A 19587-nucleotide genomic window follows, 5' to 3' on the forward strand; every position below is an offset into this window, starting at 1 on the left:
AGACAATATTGAACCTGACCTTTGCCAAATACACGTTAAGCAACGGCATCACCTTAATTGTTAAAGAAAATCACCATGCCCACAGCGTGGTGGTGCGAGGTTATTTGCCGGGCGGGGCCAATTTAGATACGGCCGAGCAAGTTGGTTTGGCCTCTTTTACCTCCGGCATGATGCGCCGGGGAACGGAAAAACACAGCTATGCCGAAATCAACGAGATTGTAGAGTCGGTGGCCGCCAGCGTGTACGTTAACACCGGCCGCCACCTGACCGGCTTTGGCGGAAAAAGCCTGGCCGAAGATTTTAAACTACTGGTTGAGTTGATGGCCGATAATCTGCTCTGCCCCACTTTTCCCTCTGCTGAAATAGAAAAATTGCGCGGCCAAATTATCACCGACCTCAAGGAAGACGAAGATGACACCCGCACCATGTCCGGGCGCTATTTCCGGGAACTGCTTTACACAATTGACCATCCTTATGGCCGCCCTGTGGACGGCACGCTCAAAAGCATCCCTTTATTGACCCGCGCCGATTTGCTTGACTTCTACCACCGGCTTCATCCCCAAGATGGCGCAGTAGTGGTGGTGGGTGATGTGACCGGCGAGGAAGTCTACCAAATTCTGGAAGCGGCGTTGGGTCAGTGGCAACCTGTCCATGCCCCGCCCGATACGGTGCTGCCGCCGCCGCGGCCGCTCACCGAAAAAGCGGTCTATCTTCACCGGATGCCGGGTAAATTTCAGGCCGATCTGGTTTTGGGCTGGCTGGGGCCTGAACGGCGGGCTGATGACTTCTATGCAGCATACATCGGCAATACTATCCTGGGACAATTGGGCTTGGGCGGGCGCATTGGGCAAATTGTGCGCGACACCGAAGGGATGGCCTATTATGCCAACGCCAGCGTGCAAGGTGGTGGCGGGCCTGGCCCCTGGTATGCCTTTGCCGGGGTCAATCCCCAGGTGGTGGACAAGACCGTTGAGTTGATTCTGGCCGAGATACGCCGCTTCCAGGCCGAGCCGGTTAGCAACGAGGAGCTGGCCGACACCCAAGCCTACCTGACCGGCGTGTTGCCTCTGCAAATGGAAACCAACGAGGGGGTAGGGACCATGTTACTGGACATGTATTTTTACCAATTGGGAGACGATTATATCGCCCGCTACCCGGATCTGATTAAGGCCGTGACCAGAGAGGAAATTCAGGCTGCTGCCCAGAAATATTTGAGCGACGAGGTGTACGCCCTGGCTGTGGCGGGGCCGTAACGGATAAAGGACCGGATAAATGGTAATGAGTCTTTCATTGATCGTGGTGTGTTTGGTAGGGCTGGTGGTGCTGGCCGGGCTGATTGGGGGGATCATTTTGGTAATCCGAAGCAGCCAACGGGATACGGTTTCCACGGCTCGGGCGGATTGGATGAAGCAGGGCAGCGAGCCGGATGAGGAGTAGCCGGGTTCAGGCCCTTTTCTTCAATATCCTCAATAGCGTCTGGCCGTAGGTTTCGCCTTGCCACTGGCCCAGGCTTTCCAGTTGGGTCAATGCTTTTAAGGTTTGGGGGTTGTGGCGGGCAATGTCCATCAGGGTGTCGTTGCTGAGGATCACATCAGGCTCCACGCCGCGTTCGGCGGCCAGATTGTTGCGCCAGTGGCGCAGGGTTTCGTAGCGGGCCAGTGTTTCGTCGTCTGGGCGATGATTGTTATTGGCATGAGAATAGTGCGGTGGGGGGGCCGTTTGCCCTTTTTCAATAGCCTGGAGAATATCGTGAGTATTGTAGCGCAGCAGTTTGTCGCTTAAGCCTTTCATTTGTTTAAGGGCCTGGCCGGTTTGGGGCTGTTGTTCGGCCAACCGGATCAGGGTGGCATCGTTCATCACTTTAAAAGGCGGGCGGTCAATTTTGCGGGCAATTTTATCGCGGGCGATAAACAATTCGCGCAAAATGGCCTGCTGCTGGGGGAGTAAATCTCTACAGCCTTTAATGCGCCAGAAGTCGTCGGGGTCAAATACTTTGGGGGTCGGTTCAACCTGCGTTTGGCGGGCAAAGGCTTCGGTGGCCTCGCGCAGCCGATTTTGCCGGGTCAGTTCTTTGAGCTGGATTTCACGCAGCGGCAAGAGATAATGGGTATCCAGCCGGGCGTAATCCAGCGCTTTTTTGTTTAGGGGGCGATTGCCCCAATTATAACGCTGAAATCGTTTATCCAGCTTAACGTTAAAATGCGCCTGTAAAATTGTGCCCAGGCCATAACGCGGCCAGCCCAAAATTCTGGCGGCCAGCATGGTGTCAAATAAATTGGCAAACACAAAATCGTAGTCCCGCTTCAGGCTCAAAATATCGTATTCTGCCGCGTGAAACACTTTTTGAATAGACGAATTGGCAAAAAAAGCGGCCAGCCCGGAGATGTCTACATTGAGCGGATCTACTAAATAGTCCGCATGGGGTAAAGAAAATTGCACCAGGCAGACCTTTTCAAAATAACTGTAAAGGCTGTCGCTCTCGGTATCAACTGCCACCACCGGCTGATGAGAAAGATTTTCTACCAGTTGCCCTAACCGGCGAGGCGTATCTATCCAGACAGGTTGTTTTAGTAGTGTTGAAGCGATGTAGGTTGACGATTGACTCATATTATTTATACGTGGCATTGGTTGAATTTTTAGACTCCTATCATAGCAGAATTTGGGACATTGCCAAGTTCAAATTTGTGACGTGGAGAAATTTTTAGAAACACAAATCTGCCAAAACAGAAACATTTCCCCAAAAATTTTCTTGTGCTTAAGCTCAGTTTGGGCCCAAAAGACCCCGGCACACATTTGCGCAACGGCGGTTACAACTTCATTACAAATTAGTAAAATTGGGGCCTTGAGCGGGATTGTGGGACTATCGCTCTATGGACTCTTAACTTACGCATGTTATATTATGGATATTAAAGGCCTTGTTTTTGATGGCAGACATTTAGCCAAAAGTTTGATTTAATTTAATGGACAGAGGAGGTGATGCGGAAAATACGGGGAAAATTGTAAAAAATTGTAAATTTTGTTTTCCACGGTTGATCGTTGTGGGGCCTGATGATACCTTAAGGTGACAATTTTGGATACAGGCGCACTAACCTGGTATGACAACTTAAATCATGTTAAGGGTTATTTGCCAGAGGTTGACTTAATGCACGCGAACATGTATAATAGGCCATCTGGTATAATCTACAAAGTAACCCTCTGGTTGCGGTAGGTAGGAATGGCGTTAAAAGGAAATCTGCGAGATTTTAGTACCACGCAGCTTCTCAATTTAGTTAATCTGGCTCGGAAAACGGGCAAGCTAACTGTTAATGGTCAAGAACAAAAAGCCGTTCTGCATTTTCGAGAGGGCAGATTGATTCATGCCTGCACCAACGCCGACGAAGGCCATTTAACGGCGATGTTGTTGAGAACGGGCAAGTTAACTGAAGAGCAGGCTTCAACAGTTAGCAGTAAGTCCGGCGGTTCATCCTCAGACAAAGTGATGGGCAAGTATTTAATGGATGCCCGCCTGGTATCCAGAGACGATATTGTCCAGGGTGTTAAGGATTACATGTTAGAAATTGTGTATAATCTTTTCACCTGGGACGAAGGGGAATTCTTTTTTGAGCAGGATATGTTGCCCTCCAGCGATAGAATTACGGTGCCCCTGAATCTGGACAATGTAATTCTGGAAGGCAGCCGGCGCATCCAGGAATTTGATAAACTGCAAGATGAACTGCCCGACCTGGCCAAGATAGCGCTTAAAATTACGGATAAACCCTTGCGTGATGTTAAACTTACCCAGGATGATTGGCGCGTTATCTCCCATATCCACCCCCGTAACACGGTTAAACAAATTGCCCAAAACAACAACATGGACGAATTTCAGATTAGAAAAATCGTTTATGGCATGTTGCAGGCCGGGTTAGTAGAAACAATTATCCCTGAAGGCATGGAGCCTAAAGAAAGAACGCCGGTTACGCGCGCCGGCCGGCGGGCGGCCAGCCAATCACCTGCGGAAAAACGCAGCGTTGTCACCAAACTGATTGATCGCATTAAACGGATCTAAGTGATTTGTTTTTAATAGTGGTTTCAAACGGGTATTTGCCGTTGCCGGTAGCACTAATTTGTCACCACTTGATTTATAAAACGATAATTTCAAAGTCTTTATTTGAGGTGGGTCAATTCGATGCAAACCGTAAAAATGGTCGTCACGGGCCCCTTTAGTGCCGGGAAAACAGAATTTATCAGCAGTGTCAGCGAGATTGACGTTGTGACCACGGAACGGAAAATCTCCAGCGATGCCGAACGGGTTAAAGAAGAAACGACTGTGGCCATGGATTTTGGTCGGATTACGGTGGATGATGACCTGGTACTTTATCTGTTCGGCACGCCCGGACAAAGACGTTTTGACTTTATGTGGGAAATTTTGTCGGAGGGCATGCTTGGTTTTGTGGTGCTGGTAGATAGTGTCAGGCCTGAAACGTTTCGGGAGGCCAAGCATATCCTGGAGGTTTTCCGGGGATATGCTACCACGCCTTATGTTGTGGCGGCCAACAAACAGGATATGCCTGACGCCTGGACCCCCGAAGACCTGAGGATTGCTTTAAAGATAGATAAAGAAATCAAAGTGCTCAGTTGCGTGGCCCTGGACAAGGAAAGCGTTAAAAACGTGTTGCTTGAATTGCTTTACTCTATCTTAGAGAAGATGCAGGTGGAGGAAGAGGGATAAACAGTTTTTTTAACAAAAGTCATACCCAGGCGACAATCACCCAAAACCGCCTGGAATTGAGCGCAGGTTTAGATTAGGTAAGGGTCAAGGATTGTTTGGGTGTAACAAAACACTTTACAATCCCCTTTTCCACGAGCGAATTATTAGGCGCATTTTAACAATTATTGGCTATTGAAGGTAATTTTGGGGCAGGATGATGATTTAGCTTCTGAACGTGGCGCTCCGGTGGTATTGAGGCTAACCCGTGAGTTCTATAGTAACTGACCAGGGAATTGTTCATTATGAGGTCTATGGTCGTGGTCAGCCGGTTATCCTGCTCCATGGATGGTTAGGCTCTTGGGGATATTGGCTCAGGACCATGGAGTCCCTCAAAAATCAATATCGGTGTTATGCTTTAGATTTTTGGGGCTTTGGCGATTCTGGCAAGCGCCGGAGCAGTTATCAGGTAAGTGATTTTGTAAACCTGGTTGAGCAGTTTATGGAAAGACTGGGTATTGAATCTGCCCCGGTGGTGGGCCACTCCATGGGTGGCACCGTAGCTATCTCTCTGGCCTTAACTAAACCTGAATGTGTGCAAAAAGTGGTTGCTGTTGGTTCCCCCATTGTGGGAGACTCGCTGAACATTTTTCTTCGCCTGGCGGGTAAGCCCTGGATTGCCTCACTGGTGTGGCATATGCCTACCGCTTTACAGTTGGGAATCAAAGTTTTTTCCCCTTACGTTGTCAAAGATTGGCCCGAGTGGTACAAGATGATTACGCGTGACCTGTCGCGCACGACGCTGGAAGCTTTTTTTTTAAGCATCAACTCGTTGCACAAAACTGATCTCAGGCCCCATTTGCCGGGCATAACCCGGCCTATTATGGGTATTTATGGTGTAGGCGACAATGTAGTTCAACCAAGCCAGGCTTATCTTATTGATAAAAGCGTGCCTGTTTCTCGGATAAAAATGATGGCCGGTTCCGGGCACTTTCCAATGTTAGACGAGCCACAAGCTTTTAATGAAAACCTGGCCGAGTTCCTTGCTTTTGGATTTTCGTCGGCAAATTAACATATACGTGCCCCTCGTTCCAAAGCGCAGCCCAACTGCTGGGTTCATCAAAACCGGGTAGGGAATGAGCAGAGGCAATAGTTACGCTGTAACTTAAAAAGGATTATATTGTTGACTCTTTCTGTTATCCTGTCTATGCTTATGATTGCGGGATATTTGGGCATATTTGGGGCAAGGGGATCGAACAGATTCATTGCAGTTTTATGTTGCACGCTAACTCATGAAGAAGATTATCATTCGGGATCAAACCCTAATTTCACCGTTCAATGAACCTGCGCGTGATTTGCGCATTATGAATAAGCCCCTCTGGCTCTACCAGCGAGATGTGCTTAGCCCTTACTGCCGGGAAGAGTTGGAATGTGAATCTTTTAGAAAAATTTTTGCTTTGCCCCCCCAGTTCCTGTCCGGTGAACTGGTTGTTTACCGGGATAATCTCTTTTTTGACGACTTCCTCTTTGCGGCCTTTATTACCGCCGCCCGCCAATTGAACCGACCGGCCCAAATTGCCTTTGCCAAAAACGATGCGGCTATTGTTGCCCACGCCCTGCCCGTTCAAGATGGAATTCGCCCGGCAGGCGAGGTATACGTGGCCGATCTTTTTTATTACCCAAACGGCCTCTCCGCCGCCACCGAATCTCCGCAGCCCCTGGTTATTGACACCCAATCCAGAGAAATGGGCTATTACCGCGTGCCCACTTACATGGCCAACGAACGGGGAGAACTGGGCTTCAAAGTTCCCCTGCGGGCTTTTTTATCCATAGAAAATTGGGTGCATGTGTTTATGGCCAATTGCCCCTTTGGCGTTTTTGCCCACGGCGCGCGGATTGAAAAATCGCTGGATAATTTTGGCACCATGCTTAAAGTGCTGTGGCACTCTTTGCTGGAGCGCAAGCAGTTTTTATCCTCTTCGGCGCTGGTAGTGGTGGGTAAAAACACCCAAATTGACCCGGCCGCCGTTATTCAGGGCCCGGCCATTATTGGCGATAACGTGACCATTGGCCCCGGCTCGGTGATTAATGCCTGCGTAATTGGCGATAACGTTAACGTGATGCAAGGCACTCAATTGCTGCTCAGTGTGGTGGGCGATGGTTCTTACCTGGGGTTTCGGGCGGCCCTGTTTATGACCACCTTGATGGAAAATTCGCTGGTGGCCCAAAATACTTGTCTGCAACTCAGCGTAGTAGGCCGCAACACCTTTATTGGCGCCGGCAATACGTTTACCGACTTTAACCTGATGGCCAAACCCTTAAAGGTTTTACACCGAGGCGAGTTGTGCCAGGTGGGCATGCCGGTGTTGGGCGGCTGTGTGGGGCATAATTGTCGCATTGGCTCCGGGCACACCTTTTTCCCGGCGCGCTCGGTAGAATCGGATGTGGTGTTGTTTGCCAGGGAAGGCCGGACCATAATTACCAAAAATATAGCCTATCAAGATAGCGACCATCACGATTATCCTGATTCCGGCCACGTGGTCCGGTATCACGATGACCCTTTGCCCGAAGAACCAGAATTCACTTCAACGCCTGAGCCGGTGACTCAATCGGTCACCTGAACTTGCCTGCGCCAGAGAAGATAAGCTATGGACAATTTTGCCTTTATCATTCATCCGGTTCACCCCAAACGAGACGTGCAGCGTAAGTACCCGTTGTTGGGCAAACTACTGCCGGAACCGGCCATTCACTACTTTTCCCAATTCTTTCCCCCGGTTTATATTTCTCACATTACCGGCATCACCTCCGCAGCCACCGGCAAAGAAATAGAAGGCTGGTTTATTGCCTGTCCCTTTACCCCCAAACAAATGATCTCGCTGCCCCCGGAAACCGTTTACAAAAAGGTGATTGCCACCGGAAAATTGGCCCAAAAACTGGGAGCCAAAATATTGGGGCTGGGCGGGTTCACCTCGGTGGTGGGTGACGCCGGAATAACCATTGCCCAACACCTTGAAATTCCCGTAACCACGGGCGATAGTTACACCATTGCTACCGCCGTGGAAGCCACCCTCAAAGCGGCCCGGCGCATGAACATTGATCCCGCCGGGGCCACGGCGGCGGTGGTGGGCGCCACGGGTTCCATTGGCCGGGTGTGCGCGCAATTGTTGGCCCGCCGGGTGCCGGAAGTGATCCTCATTGGCCGCCGGCTAGATGCCTTAAAGCAGGTGCAAACCCTGGTCGCGGCCCAGAGCCAGGCCCGCGTTAAAGTGAGCACCAACATGCAAGATCTTCAACAAGCCGAGATGGTGCTGACCGTAACCAACGCCATTAAAACCGTTATTGAACCGCACCATCTCAAAAGTGGGGCCGTAGTGTGTGATGTGGCCCGGCCCAGGGATGTGTCGCGCCGGGTGATTGAAGAACGCAACGATGTGCTGGTGGTAGAAGGGGGCATGGTGAGAGTGCCGGGGCCGGTTAATTTTAATTTTGATTTTGGCTTTCCGCCCGGTATGGCCTATGCCTGCATGGCCGAAACCATAACCCTGGCCCTGGCCGGTTGTTATCAAAGTTACACGCTGGGCAAGAATATAAAATTAGAACAGGTAGAAACCATGGCCGCAATGGCCGGTCAACATGGGTTTGAAGTAAGCGGCTTTCGCAGTTTTGAATTGCCGGTAACAGACGAGCAAATTGCCCAGATCAGGCAAAATACGGTGCAAAAACAGGCTCGTTTAAAGTGGGCCAGCTCGTAAATCAATTTTAAATATTTTAGAAAGAGGTAAACAATGGGTAAAGGCCGTATCCTGGTGGTAGAAGACGACATTGATATTTCCAAAATGTTGCGCATCTATTTCGACTCGCAAGGGTATGAGGTGTTGGTGGCCAACCGGGGTAACGATGCCCTGGAGATGTGTCAAACCAAATTGCCCAACGTGGTGGTGTTGGATATCCAGTTGCCGGATATTGACGGTTATGAAATATGTCGCATCTTGCGCAGTAATACCCGCACCAGCTACGTGCCCATTATCTTTCTTACCCAGAAAGATGAGCGTAGCGATAAAATTGCCGGGCTGGAACTGGGCGCCGATGATTACATCACCAAACCGTTTGACATTGAGGAACTCAAATTGCGGGTTGAGGGCGCCATTCGCCGCTCGCAGCGTGAAGCGCTTACCCACCCGGTCACCAATTTGCCGGCCGGCAAACTCATCGAGGAGCAACTCAAAAGAGTAAAAGACTCAACCGAACCCTGGCTTTTCCTTTACTTTGGCATCCGCTATATCAACGCTTTTAAAGAAATAGCCGGCCCTCTCCAGGTTAATGAAGTTTTGGTTTTCCTGGCTGATATTATGCGGGAAGTGGTCAACGAACAAGGCTCCTTAAACGATTTTATCGGCCAGGCGTCTGATAATGATTTTATTGTCATTACCACGCCTGCAAAAGCCTCAACCATTTGTCACATGGTCACCCAACGGTTTAACAAAGAAAGCGATGTCTTTTATCCCTTCCCCATCCGGGAAGCCGGGAAAGTGACCTACGAGGATATTGACGGCCAGGCCCACGAATCACCTTTAATGGAGTTGGCCGTTGGCGCGGTCTCAAGCCAAGATGGCCCATTTGCCGATATTGTGCAAATTACCGAAGACGCGGCAGAAAACCGGCGGCGTAATTCTGGTTGTCCAAAATAGTCTGGTTGGCAGAACCGTTATGGGGGTAGGGTTTTTGACTTAACCGGCAGGCCGCTTTTTTTTGCCCGCTTTATCTCTTTAAATGTAGACAAAGCCCAAGTCTTCAATTGTTCGAACTTTATCAACTTAACCAGTAGGTTTGAAATTGCCACAAGGCTTGTTTTGAATTTGCCGAGGGGGCAATTGTGAGTAGTAATGAATTATCAGCCCGGGTTGATCAATTGAGTCATTTGCCAGGCGATACCAAAAAAACTTTATCAAATTTGGGCGACTCGCCTGAACAGAATACGTCTGCGCCCCCTTCCCCAAAGGCAGATTTAAACCAGGCATTAATCATTGTCAACCAAATTGGCCAAGCCCTGACCACCTCTCTTCACCTGTTAGATACTTCCTCTATTTGCCACGCCGTGCTTGACAGTCCGCAGTTAAAGGAACTATTTCCGTTTGACGCGGCGGAAATATGCCTGTGGGACGATCAAACGGATACGTTGACCGCCAAATTGCGCGTGCCGGAAGACCAGCCCGACCTTCAAGCTTACGACCGCACCTATCAGCCGCACGAAGGTTACACCGGCTGGCTGGCCACCCACCAAGCTCCCCTGCTGATTAACGATACCCGGCAGAACTCTAAAGTTACGCCCAAGATGGGCCTGGATAATTTCCCCTATCGTTCCTTAATGGGCATGCCGCTGAAGGCGGGCCTGAAGTTTTTGGGAACCTTGGAATTGGCCGCTGCGCCGGTTGGGGCTTACAGCCAACAACACTTGATTCTGCTGGAGGTTGTGGCCAATCAAATGGCCATTGCCCTGGACCATGCTCGCCTGTTTTATGCCACCCAGCATAAAGTCTCCGAGTTATCCCTGCTGTTTGATGCCAGCCGCGAGTTGTCGGCCACCCTGTCTTATGATGAACTGCTGCACAGTTTAACCCGGCAAATGATTAAAGCCTTTCCCGCCGACGACTGCGCCATTTTTGAGTTTGACGAAGCAACCAGCGCCTTGAATTTAGTGCATCAATATCGCGATACTGCCCCCGCTACAGCCGCTGTGTTCCCCGGCCTTAGTAAAGAAACCTTTGCCCGCGCCCTGGCCACCATCCCGCTTTGGGAAAATTTGTTAAAAAAACAGGTGCCCCTCATCATTCGCACCGATGACCCCCTGGCTAATTTGGCCGAGGTAGATTTGCTTAAAGAATGTCAATGTGGCACGATGGTGGGCATCCCCTTAACCAGCCGCGATAAAATGACCGGCTTGTTGGCCCTCTTTTCGGTTGATGCCCAGGCTTTCACCGACGATCAAATTCTCCTGGCGCAATCGCTGGCCGGCCAGGCCAACATAATGATGGAAAATGCCCGTCTCTTTAGCCTGACCGACCAGCGGTTACAACGGCGCATTGACGAACTGGCCGGCTTGCAGCGGGTTAGCCGCGAGTTAAACAGCACCCTTGATCTGGACATAATTTTAGATCTGGTTTTGGCCGAGGCCTTGCGGGTGACCCGGGCCGATTTGGGGCAAGTCAATCTATACGACCCCCGGACCGGTAAACTGACGGCGCACAAAGAACAAGGTGGAACTGGCGGCTCTATCCCGCCGGCAAACGAAGCATCACCCGTTGGCCAAAAAATTATGGAACGCGCCCTGGATACGGGGCAGTCAATTTTAATTTCTGATGTACGGGAGAATGAGGATACCCAGGGTTTTGGCGCCCATACCCATTCCCGGGTGGTGGTGCCCATTTACTATGGCAGCGAGCCGGCCGGCGTGATCAACCTGGAAAGCAACCGGCGGCATGGCTTTACCCAAAACCAACTCCGTTACCTGGAGGCGCTATCTAACCAGGCGGCGGTGGCCATTGGCAATGCCCAGGCGTATGAGGAACAGCGGCTTGAACGCGAGCAGGCCGGCCGGCGCATTGACCAACTCTCCCGCCTGGCCGAAATTAGCCATATCTTCCGCACCAACCGGCCCCTGTACGAAGTGCTGGAAGACATTGCCTATGCCATTATTGAGTCCGTAGGCTACCGGGTGGTGCTCATTAGCTTGGTGGCGGACGAGCCGCCCGCGCTTTCTCTTGAGGTGGGAGCCGGTATTCCGATTGCCGAATTTCGGGCGTTTCGCCAGGCAATAGGCCCACAGCCTTTGGCCCATTTGCCAAAAATTATGCTGGCCGACTTTTGCTTGAGCCGGTCTTACTTTATCCCCGTTGAGCGCAAAGAAGTGTGGCAGGGCAAATTGGATATTTCCTACCTGGCCCGGCAAGCCTCCCCTGAAAATATGGTTAAACCGGACAATGGCCTGGCCTGGCAGGCCGGCGATGTTTTATTTGTGCCTTTGACCGATGTGGAAAACAACATCATTGGTTTGCTTACCGTTGAGGACCCCGACTCCGGGTTGCGGCCCGGTATTTCGTCGGTGGAAACGCTGGAAATTTTTGCCAATCATGCGGCCACGGCTATTGAGAATGCCCGCCTGTTTGAGCGCGAGCAGCAGCGCCGCCGGTTGGCCGATACGCTGCGCGGCGTGGCCGAAGCAATTAGTTCCAAGCTTGAGTTTGATGAATTATTGAATATTGTATTGCGCGAACTGGCCAATGTTTTGGCCTACGATATCGCCTCAGTGTATCGGCTGGAAGAGGACCAATTGGTGGCGGTTGGCGGGCGAGCCTGGGAGCACAGCCGGCAGATGTTGGAGATTTCTTTTTCAATGATGGACGTCAACCCCCATCGGCTGGTTATTGAAACGCAAGAGCCGGTGTTGGTTAAGGATGCTCGCCGGCAATATCCCCAGGTTTTTGCCAAACCGCCTTATAATCGGGTAAAAAGTTGGTTGGGCGTTCCCCTCACTTATGGAGCCAATATCTTGGGGTTGATGTCGCTGGGCAGCGCCAAGGCAGACGTTTTTAGCCAGGAAGATGCGGGGGTAGTGTTGGCCTTTGCCAACCAGGTGGCGGTGGCTATGCAAAACGCGCGCCTGTTTGACGAGGCCCGCCAGCAGGTGCGCCAACTGGCGGCGCTGACGGAAGTGGCCCAATCACTGAACCGGGCCTTGGACCTGAACGAAGTATTGAACCTGGTGCTTGACGCCGTTTTTGACCTGGCAGGCTGCGAGCAGGGCACCATTTGGTTGGTGGATAATTATACCAATACGGTTAAAATTGCCAATACCAAAAACATCTCAGATTTTATGGTTGAGCTGGTCAACGAAAGCGCCATCTCGGTCAATTCCGAACCCTTTGCCCCAGTCATCCAGTCCGGCGACGTGCGGGTGGTTGAACGCAGCGTAACCAAAAAAGACGATATTGCTCATTATGGCCTGCCTTTCCCGGATGATGTTACCTACGTGCCCTTAAAAACGGAGCAAGGCGTGATTGGTATTTTGGCCCTGGAAACCGTTATTCACCATAAAAACATGCTCCAGTTGGTCACTACCCTGGCCGACCTGGCCGCCATTGCCATTGACAATACCCGCCTGCTGGAAAACACCCGCCAGCGGGCCAATGAGATGCAACGCCTTTACAATTTGGGGGTTGAAGTAAGCGGCATGCTGGAAGTGCAGCAAGTGATGCATTCCGTGATAGAAACTACTATCACCCTCACCGATACCCAGCTTGGCGTAATTTTGTATTGGGAAGAAGAAACGCAGCAATACCTGGTTGATAGCGCCACCACGGCTGAAAAATTGCGTTCCAAACTCACCTTTGACCGTCTGGAAGCCGCCGCCAACAACAGTGGCACGTCCTTGTGGTATGAGGTCACCCAACAGGTGATGGCCGACGAAGCGCCGGTCAATGTGAATCTGTCGCCCCAGTTAAGCGAGCCATCTGCCTTGAACCATCTGGAGGCGCAACCGCCCCCGGACCTGCCGGCCGAACACGCTCGGGCGTTGGGGGTAAGGGCCATGTTGGGCGTGCCCATCAAGGTGCAAAACCAGGCCAATGGCGCTATTTTTGTGGGCAGCCTTGAAGCGCGAAACTTTAATGATTACGACCTCCAATTGTTGTCGTTTGTGGCCAACCAGGCAGCCGTGGCCATTCGCAACGCTCAACTGGTGCAACGTTTGAATCGGTTTACCGAGGAGTTGGAGCAGCGGGTGGCCCAACGCACCGAAGAACTGGCCCAAACTCTGTTAGACTTAACCGAGGAGCGCGACCGGGTGGAAGCCCTGTACCAGATTACGCGCGAGATTTCGGCCAGCCTGGACCTGGACAGAATATTGACCCAGGCGCTCAGCCTGATCAACCGGGCCGTAGGCATTTCGCACGGTTCCATCCTGCTTACCAGTCAAGAGACAGGCGGCCTGGTTTACCGGGCTGCCCTGGGCCGGGACACGCCCTTACCCAAAGGCGCTGAAGCCCAAACCGAGCTGGATTATATCTTGGCCCAGCAAGTGGTTGGAATGCACCAGCCCCAAATTATTGCCGATTTATCCGCAGAGTTGGAAGCTGAAATCCAACCGAAACCCCTTGAACACGGTTCGGCTATGGCCGTGCCGTTGATTACGGGCGAAGAGGTGGTGGGGGCGTTGTTGCTCTTCCACCCCGACGTTGATTACTTTACCGAGGACCATCTTAAATTGGTTATGGCGGCCACTTCGCAAGTGGCCACCGCCATAAATAATGCAGAGTTGTATCGGCTGATCACGGACCAGGCCGACCGTTTGGGCGTGATGCTCCGGCTGCAAGCGTCGGAAGCGGCTAAAAACGAGGCTATTTTGCGGGGTATTACCGACGGCGTGCTGGTGCTGGATGCCAGCCGCAACATTGTGCTACTCAATCCCAAAGCGGCTGAAATCTTGGAGATTGACCCTACCGTCGCCGAAAATCAACCACTCGGCCAGATTTTAGGGCAGTCCGCCTCGGCGGCAGCCCTGGAATTGACGCAGCGTTTTTATGACAACCTGCTCAAAGCGCTGGACGAACTACAAGCCGGCCGGCCCTCGGCCGAGTTTCGCCTGGATGTTGAGCAAAAAGCAGTGGTTGTCACCCTGGCCCCGGTAGCCCTGGGCGGCGAAGAACGGCCCAGTATTGTTACCGTATTGCGCGACATCAGCAAAGAAGCAGAAATTGAGCGCATGAAAAACGAATTTATCTCTACCGTTTCCCATGAATTGCGCACTCCGCTCACTTCAATTAAGGGCTATGCTGATTTGCTGGTTTCCTCTAACGCTGCCGCCCGGCTGGGCGAACTCAATCCGATGCAGCGCCGTTTTGTAGAGGTTATTCAATCCAATACCAATCGCCTGGCTCACCTGGTGAATGATATTCTGGAAATTTCTCGCATTGAAACCGGCCGGGTTAAGCTGGACCTGGAGGCCCTGGACCTGGTCAGTCTTATCCAGGAGGTCGCTATTTCCTTTGAAGGACAACTCGTGCAAAAACCGATGAACTTTTCTTTGGATGTGCCCGATTCCTTGCCCCCGGTGTATGCCGATAAAGCCAGGGTGGTGCAGATATTGGTCAACCTGATTGGTAACGCCTGGCGTTATACTCCCGCAGGCAAAGACATTATTGTGCGCGCCCAGGTTAAAGACGACCGGTTTGTGCAGATAGATGTGGAAGACACCGGCATTGGCATTGTGGAAAAAGACCTGGCGTACATTTTTGAGCGGTTTTATCGTTCTGAGCGGGGAGAAGTGGAGATGGTGGATGGCACCGGCCTGGGCCTGTCCATTACCAAAAGTTTTGTGGAGATGTTGGGCGGCAAAATTTGGGTGGAAAGCCAGGTGGATGTTGGTTCTACCTTCAGCTTTACCTTGCCCCTGGAAGCGGCCAGGGATATTTTGGCCGCAGAGGCCGCCCAACCTGACCAGGCGCAGGTATTGCTAATTGAAGACGACCCGGCGGTGGTACAGATGTTGAAGCCCCGTTTGGAAGAAAAAGGTTACTGGGTAGTGGTCAAAAGCAAAGGACCGGCTGCTTTAGAATTTGCCCGTAACTCAAGCCAAACCTTGAGGGTGATAATGTTAGATATTCTTTTGCCGGAAACCAATGGGTTTGAGTTACTAACGCAGTTCAAAAAAAACAAAGCCACCGCCGATATTCCTATTTTTTTAACGGCCTTGTTTGTAAATCAAGAGGATCAGGCTTTGGGTTTGGAGATTATTGATTACATTTCAACCTCTTATGCCGAAACCCAAATATCGGAAATTGTGGGGCTGGCCCTCAACCACTCCAAAACCTTACAGGCCGACAACGGCCAGGAAGTTTTACCCCAGGACCACGTGTTGATTGTGAACGATAACACCGAAACGGCCAGTTGGCTCAAAGAAACACTCCATAATTGCGGCTGTTTTGTGCAGCGAGCCTTTAACAGCCAGCAGGCCATAGATATAGCCGCCAGTAAACCCGATTTGATTTTGGCCGATGCCAACATGCCCGGCATTGAGGGCGGAACACTTATTGCCCAACTTCGCCGTACGCCCGAAACAAAAGAGATACCCATTATTGCCATTACCGAGAGCGCGGCGCCGGACGATACGCTGAAAATATGGCCCATCGGGGGCCGGTTTTTTACGGCAGATACTTTGGTTGCAGAAATTATGCAAATTGAGCATAATTCTAAGCGTGATAAGTAGTTTGTTTGGGGGTCAGCATGAACCTTCGCTTGGCGCTGATGATATAGGATGCAGCGAATAAATGATTCAGGGGATGATAATTGATTAACCATTGGCAATTAATCATTCACCATTCACAATTTTTTGGGGAGTAAACGTGCCGTATGAGCAGTCCCTTAATCCTGGTAGCTGAAGATGAAAAGGATATAAGAGAATTAGTTGTTTTTTCTTTGCAAATCAGCGGTTTTAATGTGGTTGAAGCGCCCAACGGCGAGGAAGCCGTTAAAAAGGCGGTTGAAGTAGAACCGGATCTAATTTTGATGGACGTGCGCATGCCCAAAATGACCGGGTATGAAGCCTGCAAGGCCTTGAAAGAACATGAAAGTACCAGCGATATTCCCGTTGTGTTTTTATCGGCCAAGGGGCAAGAAGCGGAAATCAACGCCGGCCTGGAATTGGGCGCGGTGGAGTATTTGCTCAAACCCTTTGCCCCGGATGAGTTATCGGCCAAAGTCAACCAGATTTTAACCAAACATGGCAAAATGTAACTGACCCGTTATATTGTTAAAGATGAGCGCCGTTGTAATTGATGGTAGAATTGTACATTATGAAGCCTTTGGGCGGGGCTGGCCCCTGTTGTTTTTGCATGGCTGGCTAGGCTCGTGGCGTTACTGGATGTCTACCATGGAAGCAATGTCGGACAAACATCGCACTTACGCCCTGGATTTGTGGGGTTTTGGCGATTCCGATAAAACCGGTTCCCGTTATAGTGTGCCGGATTACGTGGCTTTGATTGATAATTTTGTAGAAAATATGGGTATCCGCGAAGCCCCCATTATTGGCCATGCCCTGGGGGCCACCGTGGCCCTGGAATATGCGGTGCGCTATCCAGACCGGGTCAAAAAGATTATGGCCGTTAGCCTGCCCATAGGGGCCGAAAGTATCAATCGCAATTTGGTTGATTTTGCCAACAATTCGGTGATGGCCAAAATGCGCTGGTGGCGACAGATTACCTACAAGGAAGTGCAAACCGAAGCCGAAAAAGCCGGCCAGGAAGCCGTGAGCGTTAGCCTTCAGTCGGCGGCCCAAACCGATATTCCCAGCCGAATTCAGAGCATTGGCCAATTCAAAGATTCAATGCTGCTGGTTGTTTACGGCGAAAAAGATGATCTGATTGATCCGGCTCCCAGCCGGGAACTGGACGGCCAATGGGACAACGTGCGGCCCATCGGCCTATCAGAATCAAAACATTTTCCCATGCTGGATGAAGCGGCCAAATTCACCCGCCTGCTCAAAGATTTTCTTGACGTGCAAGACGATTTATCTGTTTTGGAATTAAAAGAGGAGTGGCGTCGCCGCACGCGCTGATTTTTAGCCTGACTCAGCGAATTGACCAAATTATGGTATAATCAACTTACTACAATATTGGGAGGTTATCTGATGCCAGCAGATCGTCCAATGTCTAATGCAACCGTTCGGGTGTTATTGGATGCAGTAGAGGAAGTAATGGGAGAAAACGGCACCAAAGCGGTGTTAAATGCCGGAGGCTTAAAGGACCTGATTGACAATTATCCCCCCAAAGACCTGGAAATGGCTCGCCAATTTTCTGAGTATGGGGCCATCCAACAAGCGGTGGAAGATTTTTATGGGCCGCGAGGCGCGCGCGCAATGCTGCTGCGCATTGGCCGGGCCACCTTTCGTTTTGGCTTAAAAGACCAGCCCGCCATTTTGGGACTGGCCGGCATTGCCTTAAAAGCTATCCCCGAACAGAAACGAATGAAACTGATCCTGGAAAGAATGGCCTCCGCCGCCACCGACCGGATCAATCAACCCAGCCACGTGCGCGAGGAAGACGACGCCTTTTATTACATCCAGGATGAATGTCCCTGCCGCTGGCGGCCCCAACACGATAGGCCCTGTTGTTACGTGAGTGTGGGGGCCATTATGGAAGCTATGGCCTGGACCACGGGCAAGGTCTACAAGGTAGAAGAAGTAGCTTGTATTGCTAACGGAGCTTCTAACTGTGTTTACCGCATTCCCAAAGAATCTGCTGAAGAGGAGTAGACTTTTTGGTCGGAGATCACAACAGGCCCCGGCAACCGCCGGGGCCTGTTTTTTGTTGAAGGTATTTGGTCTACATTGGCTGCAAGGGGTTAGGCATAAACAAGAGAAAGAACAAAATAATGGTTAGATAAGCCACTAATTTCCGGGTAGGCCCCAACTCTACCAAATCATTGAGCGGGGGAGGATGGCCCGTGCCGATGATAAAGAAAATCAGCATAGCCCACACAAACCAGCCCGACCACCAAAAAATCCCGGCCACAAACATGGCCGTCACCAAAATCATACCCAACCAGCGAGCCTTTTCCCCTAACAGACAGTAGATGAGGTGGCCTCCATCTAATTGACCCACCGGCATGAGGTTCATGGCGGTCACAAATAACCCAAACCAGGCGGCAAAAGCAATTGAGTTGAGAATAATATCGTTTCCGCCGCCGGCCGGGATCAGGCCGGTTAGCAACAGCGCAAATTCTTGCCAGAAGGGTAGATGGGCATACTGCTCAAAATTTGGCAATAATTGGCCGTGCAGCAAGTATTTGACCAACAGATAAAAAACAGAATTTCCCTCCAGGAGAGACATTTCCCCCCGGGTTATTTCCCTTAGCGGTGAAGTAGCCACGCCCCAGAAAATCAGGGGAATGGCAAAAATCAGGCCGCCCAACGGGCCGGCCAGGCCAATGTCAAACAACTCTTTTTTGGTTTTGAACGGGCTGCGCAGTTGAATAAACGCCCCCAAGGTGCCCACCGGTGAAATAATCGGCAGCGGAATAAAATAGGGCAGGGTCACCGCTACCCGGTGATGGCGGGCCGCAAAGTAATGGCCAAATTCGTGGGCCAACAAAATAACCATCATGGTCAACATCATGGGCAAGCCGCTTAACCATTGGGGTAGGGTGGTGGGGAAGCATTGGCATTCATAACTGGCCCCGGTGAGCAGCACCGACAGGATGGTGGCAATGGCCAGGGCCAGGTTAACCCACGGATTACTTGGTTGGGGGGTGACAACGCCAGGCCGGGCGATGAGGGCAATTTGGCCCTTGTAGCGTCGCAGCAGGGGGGTGTAGTCGTGCGCTAACCAGCGTTCGGCCACCAGGTCATAAACCGCTTCGCTGTCTTGCCGCAGCAGGCTGCCCATAAAAAAGATGACGCCCGTTGGCCGGGCCGGCGCAGCCTCACGCGAGCCATGGACTGGGCGTCGCCAGGGCCATAGGCCCATTTCTTGGGGAAGTTGGGGGGGGATTTCAACCCGGTCAACTTGAAAAACGTCTTCAATCTCGGCCCTTAATTTGCTCACTAAAGCGCCGTCTAACATAATATTTTGGTGGGAGTGGTTGGTCATGCTTTGTCCTGTGGGTGAGGGTTATAAATTCTCCGCCCGATTTTGCCGGACCACGGCAATGGCCCGGGCAATAGCGGTCAGGCGGTCCGCGGTGGCCGCATCGTTTTGGGCCAGGTAACGTTGGGTTTCACTGTCCATCGTTTCAAAAAATTCGCCGTCAAACTCGGCGGCGCTTTCGTTGATAATGGCCATCATCTCAGAGTTGTCCAGGGAATCTAAAATCAGATCAATCCAGGCCAGGGTTTCTGCTCTGTTCACGGTTCA

The 19587-nt window shown here is 51.3% G+C and carries 15 protein-coding genes; 12 read left to right on the forward strand and 3 right to left on the reverse strand.

Annotated elements, in window-relative coordinates:
• Positions 1-8: 8 nt before the first annotated feature.
• A complete protein-coding gene (locus tag JW953_08685) occupies positions 9-1253 on the forward strand; it encodes an insulinase family protein (protein ID MBN1992771.1) in 1245 nt (414 codons plus the stop codon).
• 25 nt (positions 1254-1278) lie between these two features.
• Complete coding sequence (locus JW953_08690) at positions 1279-1437, forward strand: hypothetical protein (GenBank protein MBN1992772.1); 159 nt, start codon at positions 1279-1281, stop codon at positions 1435-1437.
• A gap of 6 nt (positions 1438-1443) precedes the next feature.
• Here the strand turns inward: JW953_08690 and JW953_08695 are convergent, their stop codons facing one another.
• Entirely contained in the window at positions 1444-2607 is a 1164-nt protein-coding gene (locus JW953_08695) for an HRDC domain-containing protein (GenBank protein MBN1992773.1), read from the reverse strand.
• 607 nt (positions 2608-3214) lie between these two features.
• Between JW953_08695 and JW953_08700 the strand changes: the two genes are divergently transcribed.
• The 10 genes from JW953_08700 to JW953_08745 all read left to right on the forward strand — a co-directional run bounded on the left by JW953_08700 (position 3215) and on the right by JW953_08745 (position 17987).
• A complete protein-coding gene (locus tag JW953_08700; protein MBN1992774.1) occupies positions 3215-4045 on the forward strand; it encodes a DUF4388 domain-containing protein in 831 nt (276 codons plus the stop codon).
• A 120-nt stretch (positions 4046-4165) separates the two neighbouring features.
• Positions 4166-4708: an ATP/GTP-binding protein gene (locus JW953_08705; protein MBN1992775.1), complete on the forward strand. Its 543-nt coding sequence runs from the start codon at positions 4166-4168 to the stop codon at positions 4706-4708.
• A gap of 244 nt (positions 4709-4952) precedes the next feature.
• Positions 4953-5756: an alpha/beta hydrolase gene (locus JW953_08710; protein ID MBN1992776.1), complete on the forward strand. Its 804-nt coding sequence runs from the start codon at positions 4953-4955 to the stop codon at positions 5754-5756.
• A 220-nt stretch (positions 5757-5976) separates the two neighbouring features.
• On the forward strand, positions 5977-7305 hold the full coding sequence (locus JW953_08715) for a multidrug transporter (protein ID MBN1992777.1): 1329 nt from the start codon (positions 5977-5979) through the stop codon (positions 7303-7305).
• Positions 7306-7332: 27 nt separating this feature from the next.
• Positions 7333-8436, forward strand: coding sequence for a polysaccharide biosynthesis protein (locus JW953_08720; GenBank protein MBN1992778.1), 1104 nt, complete (start codon positions 7333-7335; stop codon positions 8434-8436).
• A gap of 33 nt (positions 8437-8469) precedes the next feature.
• Positions 8470-9372 (forward strand): response regulator, encoded by a 903-nt coding sequence (locus tag JW953_08725; GenBank protein ID MBN1992779.1) that lies wholly within the window; start codon positions 8470-8472, stop codon positions 9370-9372.
• 185 nt (positions 9373-9557) lie between these two features.
• Positions 9558-15944, forward strand: coding sequence for a GAF domain-containing protein (locus JW953_08730; GenBank protein ID MBN1992780.1), 6387 nt, complete (start codon positions 9558-9560; stop codon positions 15942-15944).
• 143 nt (positions 15945-16087) lie between these two features.
• Complete coding sequence (locus JW953_08735; protein MBN1992781.1) at positions 16088-16471, forward strand: response regulator; 384 nt, start codon at positions 16088-16090, stop codon at positions 16469-16471.
• Between the two features lie 22 nt (positions 16472-16493).
• Positions 16494-17291: an alpha/beta hydrolase gene (locus tag JW953_08740; protein ID MBN1992782.1), complete on the forward strand. Its 798-nt coding sequence runs from the start codon at positions 16494-16496 to the stop codon at positions 17289-17291.
• A 90-nt stretch (positions 17292-17381) separates the two neighbouring features.
• Complete coding sequence (locus tag JW953_08745) at positions 17382-17987, forward strand: 4-vinyl reductase (GenBank protein ID MBN1992783.1); 606 nt, start codon at positions 17382-17384, stop codon at positions 17985-17987.
• A 70-nt stretch (positions 17988-18057) separates the two neighbouring features.
• Here JW953_08745 and JW953_08750 read toward each other — a convergent pair whose 3' ends face one another.
• Together JW953_08750 and JW953_08755 are read right to left on the reverse strand one after the other, a co-directional pair.
• A complete protein-coding gene (locus JW953_08750; protein MBN1992784.1) occupies positions 18058-19323 on the reverse strand; it encodes a site-2 protease family protein in 1266 nt (421 codons plus the stop codon).
• Between the two features lie 21 nt (positions 19324-19344).
• On the reverse strand, positions 19345-19581 hold the full coding sequence (locus JW953_08755; protein ID MBN1992785.1) for a hypothetical protein: 237 nt from the start codon (positions 19579-19581) through the stop codon (positions 19345-19347).
• Positions 19582-19587 lie beyond the last annotated feature (6 nt).

This window comes from Anaerolineae bacterium (assembly GCA_016931895.1).
Taxonomy (GTDB): domain Bacteria; phylum Chloroflexota; class Anaerolineae; order 4572-78; family J111; genus JAFGNV01.